A 13,436-nucleotide genomic window follows, 5' to 3' on the forward strand; every position below is an offset into this window, starting at 1 on the left:
GAATGAAACGACAGGATTTTTATTTTGATTTACCGGAAGAGCTGATCGCGCAGGATCCGCTTGAAGACAGATCCAGTTCCAGACTGCTTGTTCTTGATAAAAAAACCGGTGCAACCAGTCATCACATTTTCCGTGAGATCAAAGATTATCTCAAACCGGGAGACTGCCTTGTGATCAATGATACCAAGGTTATCCCGGCAAGACTGATCGGTGAAAAAGAAGGAACCGGCGGAAAAGTCGAAGTTCTTCTTTTAAAACGAAAAGGAAATGATGTCTGGGAAACACTTGTAAAACCAGGAAAGAAGATGAAACCCGGAGCAAGAGTCAGCTTCGGGGACGGTCTTCTGAAAGGGGAAGTTCTGGAGGTTGTAGAGGAAGGAAACCGTCTGATCCATTTTGAATACGAAGGAATTTTTGAAGAGATTCTGGATCAGCTTGGACAGATGCCGCTTCCGCCTTACATCACCCACCAGCTGGAGGACAAGAATCGTTACCAGACCGTGTATGCAAAGCATTCCGGATCTGCGGCTGCTCCGACGGCAGGACTGCATTTTACACCGGAGCTTCTGGAAGAAATCAAAGCAGAAGGTGTGGAGATTGCGCATGTAACGCTTCATGTCGGACTTGGAACTTTCCGTCCGGTAAAAGCGGATGATATTCTGGATCACCATATGCATTCGGAATTCTACCGGATCGAGGCATCTGAGGCAGAAAAGATCAACCGTGCAAAAGAGAGCGGACACCGGGTGATCTGCGTCGGAACGACAAGCTGCCGGACCGTAGAATCTGCGGCTGATGAAAACGGAAAGTTAAAAGAGTGCAGTGGATGGACAGAGATTTTCATCTATCCGGGCTATAAATTCAAGGTACTGGACTGCCTGATCACGAACTTCCATTTACCGGAGTCAACGCTGATCATGCTGGTAAGTGCGCTTGCCGGAAGAGAGCATGTGCTTGCGGCGTATGAAGAAGCAGTTAAAGAGAGATATCGATTCTTCAGCTTTGGGGATGCGATGTTTATAGAATAGACGCAGAATCTGACAAATGTGAGGTTATGTCAGGGAACAGGAAATCATAAGATATTAACCGGAGAACGGGATTGTTCAAGTTATGTACAACTTTGAAAAATCGTGTTCTCCGGTTTTTGTATAGACTGGAAACGATTGAGTTTAAAAATCTTATTGAATAAATGTTTATAGAGAATGCTGTTTTATCCGGCAGAGATAAACAGAACAGATTTGCCGATTCTGCAAAAATATAGTAAGATGGTGTAAGTGCCAAAAGCATGAATGGTATAGTAATGGAGCAATCCGGGCACATACTAAGACGAAAAGGCTATAAAAACAAGATTGCAAAAGGAGACAGAAGATGGACTGCGCAGAATATATCAGAAAAAGAAACGAAAAAAATAACTTTGGGAAATAAAGTCAGGTGGTTATTCGTAATTTGTTTTGCTGTTTGATTTGGTTAAAAAGCGGACAGAAATGCATTGAGAATTGAGGAGTAGCAGAAAATGGGCATATTTGAGGAGGCAGCAATTTTCCGGGGCGTCACGAAGGAGGACGCCAGACAGATGCTGAACTGTCTGAATCCGGTAGAAAAGACTTATAAAAAAGATGAAATCATTTACCATGCCGGGGATGAGGTTACTTCGATGGGCGTGGTTCTTTCCGGCAGCGTGTTCATTGAGAATGATGATATCTGGGGGAATCACAGCATTCTGGACCGGGCTGGAAGAGGTGAGATTTTTGCAGAAACATATGCAGCGATTCCGGGGCAGAAGCTGATGGTCAATGTAGTTGCAGCAGAAGAGGCAAGAATTTTGTTTCTTGATGTGGGAAGGATACTGAAAGTCTGTTCCAATTCGTGTGTGTTTCATCATACGTTAATTGAAAATCTGCTGAAGCTTTCCGCAGAGAAGAATCTCCGTCTGTCGAAACGGATTTTTCATATTTCATCAAAATCGATCCGGGGAAGACTGCTGTCGTATCTGTCTTATCAGGCTATGGAAAACGGGAAGAAAGAATTTGATATCCCGTTCAACCGGCAGCAGCTTGCAGATTATCTGAATGTAGACAGGTCCGCGATGTCAAATGAGCTTGGGAAGATGCAGAAAGATAGGCTGATCGAAGTAGACAGGAAACATTTCCGCATTCTTGACGAAACGGAAATATAAATGGATAAATAATGGAAATAAAACGGATACAGCAGTGAGAAACTGTATGTGGGTTAGGATAAAAGAAAACCATTGCAGGAGAGATGTGATTTCATCAGATCCTGTAATGGTTTTTGTATACGATGAGTCAAGTATGAATTTGTGGAATTTATCTTTCCAGTCCGTGTATCCAGTCTGACTTTAGGAAATAAATCAGAAAAGCAATGGAACTGAGCGCCCAGGTCATCGGGTAAGCCCAGAAGATCATCTGAATGGACGGGATGAATTTTAAAATGATCACGATATAGGAAACGCGGATCAGACACCAGCATACCAGCATAACATACATCGGGACTGTGGATTTACCGGCTCCGCGCATGATTCCTGCCATACAGTGTGAAAAAGCAAGCAGGAAGTAGAAAAAGGTATCCGTATGAGCCTGCATGGCTCCGTAGCGGATAACCTCTGCGGTGGAACTGAAAGCAGATAGAAGCTGTGGAGCGGTAAAATGCACGCAGATACCGATCAGCTCAGAGATCGTAAGGGAACAGATCACACCGAATACAGCGCCCTTTTTAGCACGCTCATATTCTTTTGCTCCCAGATTCTGACTGATAAAAGTAGTAAGTGCCAGTGCAAAACAGGTGATCGGAAGGAACCCAAATCCCTGGATTTTCATATAAGAACCACATCCGGCAACCGCCATTTCCCCAAACTGGTTGATATTTGCCTGGACGAATACATTTGCCAGGGAAATAATCGAGTTCTGGAGTCCTGCTGGCAGACCATAAGAAATGATCTGGCGGAGCATATAGGAATCCAGATTGATGCGGTTCAGATGAAGCCGAAACTCCTCCGGACTGCGAAGCAGCTGTACCATACAGAGAATAGCACTTAAAAACTGTGAAATGACAGTTGCAAAAGCGGCAGCACCTACACCAAATCCAAGACCTGCGATCAGTACAAGGTCAAGAATGATATTCGTTACCGAAGAAACGATTAAGTAGATCAGAGGATGGGTACTGTCACCGACGGACTGCAGAATGCCGACAAAGAAGTTGTACATGACAAAGGCAAGTGAGCCGGTAAAGTAGATCCGGAAATAAGTAATCGAGTTTGGAAGTACCGCCTCCGGTGTTCCCATAAGTACCAGGATCTGTGGTGCGGCAATGATACCGACAATGGTAAGGATCACGCCGCAGATCAGTCCGAAACCAACGGTTGTATGGATGGATTTCTGTAAATTCGCAATGTCTCTGGCACCGTAATATTTGGCAACGATGACACCGGATCCGATGGCGATTCCATTAAAAAGACCGACCATAAGAAAGATCAGATTACCGGAAGAGCTGACAGCGGCAAGTGCAGAGCTTCCAAGAAAATTTCCAACGATCAGAGAGTCGGCGGTGTTATATAGCTGCTGAAAAAGGTTTCCCCAGAAAAGCGGGATCGCAAAAGCAACGATACGCTTCCAGATGGAGCCTTCGGTCATCAGTTTGGCTGAAGATTTTGACATAGAATATTTCCCCCGTTTCTTAAGTCATTACTTTTAAGTATAAGGTGCGGCAAAGGGAAAGTCAATGAAAATGGGAAAGCAGGTGAAGTTAGGAAAAGGACAAAAAGACAATAAACAGATGTAGTGAATGCGATCTTTATAAGACACCTCAAAAACCATGCTATTGGGATAACAAAAAGTTTGCGAAAGAATGCTATCCACAAATGGAAAAATGTAATAGATAAAATTTCAAGAGGACTTGTAAGACTAAAACCTTACAAGTCCTCTTCTTCATCTAACAGCTTATCCTTCATGAAACCGCGAAAGAAACTGTTTTGTTCTCTCTTCACTTGGATTTTCAAACACCTGACGCGGATCACCCTGTTCAACGATGCGTCCGTCGTCCATAAAGATCACATGATCGGCAACGTCGCGTGCAAATGCCATCTCATGGGTTACAATGATCATCGTCGTATTCTGGTCGGCAAGCTCGCGGATAACTTTTAATACTTCTCCGGTCAGTTCCGGATCCAGTGCAGAAGTCGGCTCATCAAAACAGAGGATGTCCGGTTGTAGGGCAAGTGCCCTTGCAATAGCAACTCGCTGGCATTGTCCGCCAGAAAGCTGATGCGGATAATTGTCCATCCGGTTATCCAACCCCATCTGTGTCAGAAGAACCTTTGCCTGTACCTCGATGGCGGTCAGGATTTCACGTTTTCTTTCTTTAAAATCCGGCTGCTCTGCGGCGAGAAGCTTTTTGGCAAGCATTACATTTTCCAGAGCGGTATACTGCGGAAACAGATTAAAGTTCTGGAACACTAGACCAAAATGCAGTCGTTTTTTACGGATCACGGATTCCTGAGTGGTTGCCGGGACAGAGGCATCAAAAAGTGTTTCGCCATTTACCCGGATAATTCCGTTATCCGGATGTTCCAGAAAGTTCAGGCAGCGGAGAAGCGTTGTCTTTCCACTTCCGGAAGATCCGATGATGGAAACAGCCTGTCCTTTTTCCAGGTTAAATCCAACGTCTTTTAAGACAGGAGTCTTATTAAAAGATTTACTGATATGTTCTACTTCTAAGATTGGCATAAATATGAATTCTCCTTATCTGAAATATTCCAGTTTCTTTTCAAGGCGTCCGAGAAGAACGGTCAGGATACCATTGAAAATAAGATAATAAACAGCGGTAAAGAACAGCGGCCAGATGGCACCGGAGATGCCATGTGAGCCTTTCATAAATGCCTGTCCTGCCCAGATGATCTCCTGCAGCGCGATAATACGTGCAAGAGAAGTATCTTTTACCAGGGTGATGATCTCATTTGACATCGGTGGTACAATGCGTTTGATCATCTGAAGGAGTGTGATCTTGAAAAAGATCTGATGCTTTGTCATACCAAGTACAAGACCGGCTTCTTTCTGACCTTCCGGAACACCCTGGATTCCACCGCGGTAGATTTCTGAAAAATAACAGGCGTAATTGATGATAAAAGATACGGCTGCTGCAAGGAATCGTCCTGTTTCACCACCACCCCAGATCGGGTTATGTAAGACCAGCCCGGGGAAATAGTAGATGATCAGAAGCTGGATCATCAGCGGGGTACCACGGATCACCCAGACGATCAGTCTCGCAAGCCAGCTAAGAGGCTTGAAATGAGACATGGAGCCAAAGGCAATGACCAGTCCGAGAGGAAGGGCACCGATCAGCGTCACAATAAATAATTTTAAAGTTTGTAAAAAGCCGACATTCAGTGCGGACACTACGACCGGCATTTGTTTCATAATCAGATCCATAAAAAATTCCTGCCTTAAATATTATTTCTGCTCAATGATGGCATCCTGAACCCCATAGGTTTCAGCGCATTTCTTCATAGAACCATCATTGTAGCTTGTCTTGAAGAATTCGTTCAGTTTGTCTGCAAGGTCAGAACCTTTGCGGAATCCAACACCATATTTTTCGGTAGTAAGCTCAACGGTATGAGTCAGATTTTCGTATCCGGTACCTTTTCCGACCATAGCACCGGCCATCAGAAGGTCGATGACTGCTGCATCAGAGGTTCCGGCTGCAACTTCCATCAGGGCATCAGACTGTGAAGAAACGGCAGTGTAGTCATAGCCTTCTTCGCTTACAGCATCTTCTCCGGCACTTCCGGCTTCGACTGCAAAAGAGAGGTCTTTCAGACTGTCTTTGTCCTGATACTTATCTGCTTTATCAGAAGGAACAACGACAACCTGTGCATTGTTGCAGTAAGCGGCTGTGCAAGCCATTGCGCTTGTAACCTCATCTATCAGTGTCATACCATTCCATACACAGTCGATGGTTTTTCCATCCAGCTCCATGACTTTATTGTCCCAGTCGATCTCGACAAATTCAGCATCAACGCCAAGACTTTTTGCAAATGCTTTTGCCATATCAGCATCAAAACCGATCCATTCATCGTTATCATCTTTGTAATCCATTGGTTCAAAATCAGTGATTCCAACTACCAGGGTTCCTTTGTCCTGAACGTATTCTACATCGCTTTTGGATGCTTTTTTTGAATCATCTGAAGTTTTTGTATCGGAAGATGAACCTCCGCATGCTGCAAGGGATAATACCATTGCTGAAGTAAGTGCAAGTGCTGTTATTTTTTTCATAATAATCTCTCCTCATATAATTTCAAAAAACGTCACGTCACTATATTATCAATCTACCATGCTAAAGTCAACTAAAACTTGCTATTTACTTTCTTTTTTGATAAAGATACAATAAGAAATACAGAAATTACTGTAGAAAGAGTAAAACAGAGGAATATAAATATATGGAAACAAATGAGATTATTGTTCACCATGCGACGGAGAATAACCTGAAAAATGTATCCATCCGGATACCAAAGCATCAGATCACAGTATTTACCGGAGTATCAGGTTCCGGGAAATCTTCGCTGGTTCTGGATACTCTTGCGGCGCAGTCACGCAGGGAATTAAATGATACTTTCCCGAGTTTTGTGCAGCAATATCTTCCAAAATACGGAAGACCGCATGTAGAACGGATTGAGAATCTACCGGCAGCAATTGTAATCAATCAGAAAAAGCCGTCGCCGAATCAGCGGTCGACGGTTGGAACTTATACGGATACCTATACCCTTCTGAGGCTTTTATTTTCCAGAGTGGGACAGCCTTTTGTCGGTTATTCGGACAGCTTTTCATTCAATCATCCACAGGGATGCTGCCTGCGGTGTAACGGACTTGGAGAAGTGACAGATCTGGATGTGCATAAGCTGGTGGATTTTGATAAATGTCTGAATGATGACGGGGTGATCCATTATGTGGCATTTGAGCCGGGGCAGTGGAGATGGATCCGCTATGCAAACAGTGGATTGTTTGATCTGAATAAGAAGATTAAAGACTATTCCGAAGAAGAACTGGAACTGTTTTTGTATTCACCGCAGATACGTCTTAAGAATCCACCGGAAGGATGGCCGAAAACTGCGAAATACGAAGGTCTTGTGCATCGGATGTACCGCAGTGTCTTAAATTCGGAAGAAGGAAAACTTCACAGGGAGTTATTGGATCCGATCACCAGTCATGGAGTTTGTCCGGAGTGTAATGGGGCAAGATTGAATCAGAAGGTGTTGTCCTGCAAAATTGACGGGAAAAATATTGCTGATGTAATAAAACTTCCATTATCCGAGCTGCGTGCGTGGATTGATCAAATAGAAGATCCGCTTGCAAAAGATATTCAGGATACACTGCATACCAAACTGTCTGCACTTATAGATATCGGACTGGGATATCTGTCTCTGGACAGAGGGTTATCTACTTTATCTGGTGGAGAGATCCAGAGATGCAAGATTGCAAAATGCCTGAATTCCTCGCTTTCTGATTTGTTGTATATTCTGGATGAACCGAGTGCAGGGCTTCATAATCATGATATTGAGCGGATGCGCCGTGCACTGGAAAAATTGAGAGATGGTGGAAATACGGTTGTTTTGGTGGAGCATCACCGGAAAATGATCGAGATGGCCGATCACATTGTGGAAATGGGTCCGGAACCGGGAATGGCCGGTGGAAGAGTTTTATTTGAAGGCAGTTATAAGGAACTTTTAAAGAGTGATACGCCGACCGGAGAAGAGATGCGGCTTACTACTTCTCTAAAAGCAAAGGCAAGGGAAGCGAAAGGAATATGGCGGATGGAGCATATCCATCTTCACAATCTGAAGGACATTACCATCGAATTTCCAATAGGAAATCTGGTTGTGATCGCTGGTGTTGCCGGATCCGGAAAAAGTTCTCTGATGGAAAGCTTTTACCGCAGTATGGGAGAGAATGTGGTGTTTGTAAGCCAGCGCGCTGCAGGTGCAAGTCTCAGATCCACTCCGGCGACCTATCTGGGAGTCGCAGATGAAATCCGGAAAATATTTGCAAAGCGGTGCGGTCAGAAGGCATCTTTGTTTTCTTTTAACGGCGCAGGAAAGTGTCCGGCATGTAAGGGAAAAGGAGTGATCGTATCGGATATGGCATTTATGGATGACATCGAGACGACCTGTGATGTGTGTAAAGGACTTCGGTATTCAAAAGAAGTTTTGCAATACGAAGTAGATGGAAAGAATATTGCGGAAGTGATGGATTTGACTGTTGCACAGGCAGGGGAATTTTTCAGGGGAACAAAGATCAGCGAAGCGCTGGAGCCTCTGGAAAAAGTAGGACTTTCTTATCTGCACCTGAATCAGGCACTTTCTACTTTATCCGGCGGAGAGTTGCAGCGAATGAAGTTTGCTTCCTATCTCGGAAGTAAAGACCGTATTTTCATTCTTGATGAGCCGACAAACGGATTGCATATCAAGAATGTCCGGAGTCTGTTAAAGCTTCTGAACCAGATGGTGGATGAAGGAAATTCCATTTTTGTTATCGAACATAACATAGAATTTATCAAATCCGCTGATTATGTGGTAGAATTAGGACCAGAAGGAGGAGATGCCGGAGGAAGACTGCTGTTTGCCGGTACACCGTCTGAGATGAAAATGAGTGAGAAATCTGTCACGGCAGAATATTTATGATGATACCAGATTGCTCCATTTCCATTGCTACGCAATCCCCCTATTTATAATTATGAAAGATTTACAGAAACAGAAATATTTACCAAAAAGATAGAAGAAAAGGAGACGAACGTTATGAAACTAATGATTGCATCAGATATTCACGGATCCGCATATTATTGTCTGGAAATGCTGGATGCGATGAAAAAAGAATGTCCGGACAGACTGTTACTTCTGGGCGACATCCTGTATCATGGACCAAGAAATGATCTTCCGCTGGAATACGAACCCAAAAAGGTAATCAAAATGTTAAATGAAGTCAAAGAGAAATTATTCTGTGTACGCGGAAACTGTGACACAGAGGTAGACCAGATGGTACTGGATTTTCCAATCATGGCAGATTATGCAGTGATCCCGTGCGGCAACAGGATCATTTACGCCACCCACGGACACCATCATAACGTCATGACCCCAATCCCAATGCAGCCAGGCGATATTCTCCTACACGGTCACACCCACGTACCGGCCTGGGAACCATTCGGAAACGAGAACCTCTACTTAAATCCAGGCTCCGTTTCCATCCCAAAAGAAAACAGCGCCCACAGCTACATGATCCTGGAAGACGGTCTCGCCAAATGGAAAAACCTATACGGCGAAGTTTACCACGAACTTATGCTGTAGAAAAATCTACAATATTAAGAAAAAGTAGAACCGAAAAACTATCACAAATGGAAACATACAACACCTGAAAAAGTGAAAAACTTTTATCTTGGCGAAAATATTAAACAAAATAAAACCCCATAAATTGTCGACATTCGCCAATGTACATCCGACAATTTATGTAATAAAATGAAACTAAGAAAAGCAAAGGAGAACCTGACAATATGAGAGCTTACGAAAGATTTTTAAACTACGTTCCGGTATGGACAACCAGTGATGAGACAAGCGATACTGTCCCGTCAGCAGACAGAGAGCTGGTACTGGCAAGAATGCTTGTAGAAGAGATGAAAGGTCTTGGAATTGCAGATGCAAGAGTGGACGACAAGGGATATGTATATGGACACATCCCTGCAACTCCTGGATGCGAAGACAAGCCGTCGCTTGGTCTGGTTGCGCATATGGACACTGTGGCAGATGCATCAGGGGAAAATATAAAGCCACAGATCATTGAGAATTATGACGGGAAGGACGTTGTCCTGAAAGGTTCCGGAGATATTCTGAAAGTAGATGAGTTCCCGTACCTTGCAGAATTAAAGGGCAGAACTCTGATCACAACTGACGGAACCACACTTCTTGGGGCAGATGACAAGGCGGGAATCGCAGAGATTCTTACCGTGGCAGAAGAGATCATCAAAGAAGGACTTCCGCATGGAAAGATCTGCATCGGATTTACACCGGATGAAGAGATTGCAAGAGGAGCAAAGCATTTTGATGTGGAAGGTTTTGGTGCTGACTATGCTTACACTTTGGACGGTGATGAGGAAGGCGAGATTCAGTTCGAGAATTTCAATGCATCGACTGCATTTATCACCATTCACGGTGTCAGCGTACATACGGGATCAGCAAAAGACGTGATGGTTAATTCACAGACCATTGCAACCGAGATCCACCAGATGCTTCCGGTAAATGAAAGACCGGAGACAACCGAAGGATATGAAGGATTCTATCATCTGGTCAGCGTGCAGGGAAATGTGACAACGACTAAGATGAAATACTTTATCCGTGATTTTGATCGCAGATCTTTTGACGCAAGAGCACAGAAACTTCGTGATATCGCAGAAGAGATGAATAAAAAGTACGGCGAAGGAAAAGTGGAAGTTGAGATTGTAGAATCTTATTACAACATGCGCGAAAAGATTGAACCGTGCATGCAGCTGATCGATTACGCAAAAGCAGCGATTGAGCATGCAGGTATTACACCAATCGTGTCACCGGTCCGTGGGGGAACAGACGGTGCAAGACTCAGCTTCAAAGGACTTCCGTGTCCGAATCTTGGAACGGGCGGACATGCATTCCATGGCGTATTTGAGCATATCACGGTAGAAGGAATGGATAAAGCAGTCCTTATTGTAAAAGACATCATTAGACAGTTTGCAGAATAAAGGGGAATTTAGTAGAATTAAAGGAAATGTATTGACTGGATTCCGGCAGAATACCGTTTTGTGAAAAATCAGAAGATCGCATACTTTTTTGGAGGATGGTGTTTTTTGTGACACTGATCTGTTGTATAATGGGAATGTATAACAAAAATCCATTTACCTTTGCAATGAATGTGATCACACCGGTAGTGCTGACTGCACTTGGAATTATCATGCTGAAGCTTGCCGAGTGTGAACGTGCAAAAGAATCTGGAAAATAAAGGGGCTGAAATGCCAGGAGGAACATTATGGAGAACCAGACAATTAAAGAACTCACATCATTTATAAAGAACTCGCCGACTGCTTTTCATGCAGTAAAATCAATCCGGGAGGTTCTTACAAAAGAAGGATTTCAGGAGCTGAAAGAATCGGAAAAATGGAAAATAGAAAAAGGCGGAAAATATTATGTGACCCGCAACCATTCCAGCATTCTTGCATTTAAAATCGGAAATCAACTGGATGAGTACAGCTTTCATGTAACTGCGTCCCACAGTGACTCACCGACCTTTAAGATCAAAGAGAATGCAGAGATTGAAGTGAAGAAAAAATACACGGTTCTGAATACAGAAGGCTATGGCGGAATGATCTGCTCTACCTGGTTTGACCGTCCGTTATCGGTAGCAGGGCGCGTGATTGTAAAGACGGACAGTGGAATGGAGACCAGACTGGTCAAGGTAGAAAGAGATCTTCTGATGATTCCAAGTCTTGCAATCCATATGGACCGCGCAGTCAATGAAGGCCGTGCGATCAACAAACAGGTAGACATGCTTCCGGTTTTTGCCGGATCGGCAAAAGAACCGGGTGAGATGAAAAAACTGATCGCAGAAGAGCTTGGCGTAGAAGAAGAGAAGATTTATGGTATGGATCTGTTCCTGTATAACCGGATGGAGCCATCTGTATGGGGAAGAGAGAATGAATTCTTATCCTGTCCACAGCTGGATGATCTGCAGTGTGCGTTTGCGTCGCTGAATGGTTTCCTTGCAGGAGAAAATGCAAAGAATATCAATGTTTTTGCATGCTTTGACAATGAAGAGGTTGGATCAGGAACCAAGCAGGGAGCAGCATCGACACTGTTGTCGGATGTGCTTTGTCGGATCAACAAGGCACTGGGAAAGGATGAGGAAGATTTCTATCGTGCAGTTGCCGGAAGTTTTATGCTGAGCTGTGATAATGCACATGCAGTACACCCGAATTATCAGCAGAAGACGGATGTAAATAACTGTAACTATATGAACGAAGGAATCGTGATCAAATCTCATGCCGGTCAGAAATATACCAGTGATGCAGTAAGTATTGCGATTTTCAAGGCAATCTGTGAAAAGGCAGGTGTACCGGTGCAGTTTTTTGCCAACCGTTCGGATGCGGCAGGTGGAAGTACACTGGGAAATATTGCAATGGCGCAGGTATCCATGAATACCGTGGATATCGGACTTCCGCAGCTCGCAATGCATTCGGCTTATGAGACTTCCGGTGTAAAGGATACCGGTTATCTGATCGAGGCATCCAAAGAATTTTACAGCTGTCATATCAAGGCAGCAGGCGATGGTTTGTTTGAAATTGCATAAAGAAGTATTTGCAGGGAGTTCCGGAAGAACTCTCTGCAAGTTTTTCCGAATCTGGAAGAAGGCGTATTTCGAGGAACGATAGAAAAATAAAATTCAGAGTGCATTCTAATTTTTTTATAGACAGGAAAGAAACTGTCCTGTTATAATAATTATGGTGTCAGATCACCGAAATGGCAGAGAATGAGTAACAAGGTTGGGTAAAAGGAATGGCAGAATTAATATATCGAACACTAAGAGAAAATATTGCAGATATTATCCGGAAGAGGATCATTTACCAGGAGCTGGAGCCGGGACAGAAGATTGTGGAACAGGATCTGGCAAAGGAATTTAAGACAAGCAGGGCTCCGATTCGTGAGGCACTTAGACAGCTGGAAAATGAAGGACTTATAGAATATGTAAGAAATGCAGGATGCTCTGTAAAAGAAATTACACTGGAAGAATCATTTGAAATTTACCTTATGCGGGCGAATTACGAAACCATGGCAGTGAAGCTGATGGGAGGAAACGTTCCGGAGGATACCATTTGCCGGATGGAAGAAGTGCTGGAAAAAATGAAAAAACTGGATGAAGAGCAGTTTGACCAGGTTTTTGTTTATGATAACCAGATGCATGGACTGCTTGTAGAGATGACTGGTATGACAAGGCTCTATAAAGCATGGAAAGAGCTGAATTATGGAAATATTGTTACGGGCTTCAGCCTGAGCACGGATAAAAAGCGTGTGTTAGAAAGACAGTATCCGATTCATAAAGAACTGGTGGATGCCTGCAGGGAAAAGAACAAGGAGAAAATTTGTCACGTTCTTTCCGAACATTACATGAGAACGATCCGAAGGCTTTTGAAAGAGCAGGGATTGTCGGAAGAGGATTCCGGATTTTCATTTGATTTTCTTGTCTAGGATACAGAGAGAGGTTACAGTCTTTAGATAGTAGTAAATGGATAAATATTAATAATGAAGAGATGTGGATAGTAATATTCTACATCTTTTTTTGCTGTGTTTTGTTGAATTATAACAAAAAAAGAGTGTAAGACATGAGCTATATTGAAAAAGTGTTGAAGTTATGCTATAT

The 13,436-nt window shown here is 43.5% G+C and carries 12 protein-coding genes; 8 read left to right on the forward strand and 4 right to left on the reverse strand.

Annotation, left to right across the window (positions count from 1 at the left end; all coding sequences use genetic code 11):
- Positions 1 to 2 precede the first annotated feature (2 nt).
- Both queA and PGY05_RS06740 read left to right on the forward strand, forming a co-directional pair.
- Positions 3 to 1,028, forward strand: a complete 1,026-nt coding sequence (gene queA, locus PGY05_RS06735) for a tRNA preQ1(34) S-adenosylmethionine ribosyltransferase-isomerase QueA (protein WP_008371840.1) — start codon at positions 3 to 5, stop codon at positions 1,026 to 1,028.
- Between the two features lie 485 nt (positions 1,029 to 1,513).
- Positions 1,514 to 2,176 (forward strand): Crp/Fnr family transcriptional regulator, encoded by a 663-nt coding sequence (locus PGY05_RS06740; protein WP_055157412.1) that lies wholly within the window; start codon positions 1,514 to 1,516, stop codon positions 2,174 to 2,176.
- 148 nt (positions 2,177 to 2,324) lie between these two features.
- Here the strand turns inward: PGY05_RS06740 and PGY05_RS06745 are convergent, their stop codons facing one another.
- The 4 genes from PGY05_RS06745 to PGY05_RS06760 all read right to left on the reverse strand — a co-directional run bounded on the left by PGY05_RS06745 (position 2,325) and on the right by PGY05_RS06760 (position 6,284).
- Positions 2,325 to 3,671, reverse strand: coding sequence for an MATE family efflux transporter (locus tag PGY05_RS06745; protein ID WP_270475553.1), 1,347 nt, complete (start codon positions 3,669 to 3,671; stop codon positions 2,325 to 2,327).
- Positions 3,672 to 3,953: 282 nt separating this feature from the next.
- Positions 3,954 to 4,739 carry an amino acid ABC transporter ATP-binding protein gene (locus PGY05_RS06750; protein WP_022220749.1) on the reverse strand — a complete coding sequence of 262 codons (786 nt, stop codon included), beginning with the start codon at positions 4,737 to 4,739 and terminating at the stop codon, positions 3,954 to 3,956.
- A gap of 15 nt (positions 4,740 to 4,754) precedes the next feature.
- On the reverse strand, positions 4,755 to 5,441 hold the full coding sequence (locus tag PGY05_RS06755; protein ID WP_270475555.1) for an amino acid ABC transporter permease: 687 nt from the start codon (positions 5,439 to 5,441) through the stop codon (positions 4,755 to 4,757).
- A gap of 21 nt (positions 5,442 to 5,462) precedes the next feature.
- The gene (locus tag PGY05_RS06760; RefSeq protein WP_270475556.1) at positions 5,463 to 6,284 is read right to left on the reverse strand and encodes a transporter substrate-binding domain-containing protein; all 822 of its coding nucleotides are present in this window, start codon (positions 6,282 to 6,284) and stop codon (positions 5,463 to 5,465) included.
- Between the two features lie 164 nt (positions 6,285 to 6,448).
- Between PGY05_RS06760 and PGY05_RS06765 the strand changes: the two genes are divergently transcribed.
- The 6 genes from PGY05_RS06765 (at position 6,449) to PGY05_RS06790 (ending at position 13,264) form a co-directional block, all read left to right on the forward strand.
- Positions 6,449 to 8,686 carry an excinuclease ABC subunit UvrA gene (locus PGY05_RS06765; RefSeq protein ID WP_270475557.1) on the forward strand — a complete coding sequence of 746 codons (2,238 nt, stop codon included), beginning with the start codon at positions 6,449 to 6,451 and terminating at the stop codon, positions 8,684 to 8,686.
- 114 nt (positions 8,687 to 8,800) lie between these two features.
- On the forward strand, positions 8,801 to 9,346 hold the full coding sequence (gene yfcE / locus PGY05_RS06770; RefSeq protein ID WP_022220747.1) for a phosphodiesterase: 546 nt from the start codon (positions 8,801 to 8,803) through the stop codon (positions 9,344 to 9,346).
- A gap of 203 nt (positions 9,347 to 9,549) precedes the next feature.
- On the forward strand, positions 9,550 to 10,767 hold the full coding sequence (gene pepT / locus PGY05_RS06775) for a peptidase T (RefSeq protein ID WP_055157951.1): 1,218 nt from the start codon (positions 9,550 to 9,552) through the stop codon (positions 10,765 to 10,767).
- A gap of 128 nt (positions 10,768 to 10,895) precedes the next feature.
- The gene (locus tag PGY05_RS06780; RefSeq protein ID WP_008371825.1) at positions 10,896 to 11,024 is read left to right on the forward strand and encodes a hypothetical protein; all 129 of its coding nucleotides are present in this window, start codon (positions 10,896 to 10,898) and stop codon (positions 11,022 to 11,024) included.
- Between the two features lie 27 nt (positions 11,025 to 11,051).
- Positions 11,052 to 12,368: a M18 family aminopeptidase gene (locus PGY05_RS06785; RefSeq protein WP_270475558.1), complete on the forward strand. Its 1,317-nt coding sequence runs from the start codon at positions 11,052 to 11,054 to the stop codon at positions 12,366 to 12,368.
- A 206-nt stretch (positions 12,369 to 12,574) separates the two neighbouring features.
- Positions 12,575 to 13,264, forward strand: a complete 690-nt coding sequence (locus PGY05_RS06790; RefSeq protein ID WP_008371822.1) for a GntR family transcriptional regulator — start codon at positions 12,575 to 12,577, stop codon at positions 13,262 to 13,264.
- Positions 13,265 to 13,436 lie beyond the last annotated feature (172 nt).

Source organism: Coprococcus sp. AF51-11b1, from assembly GCF_027682785.1.
In the GTDB taxonomy this organism is placed as follows: domain Bacteria; phylum Bacillota; class Clostridia; order Lachnospirales; family Lachnospiraceae; genus Allocoprococcus; species Allocoprococcus comes.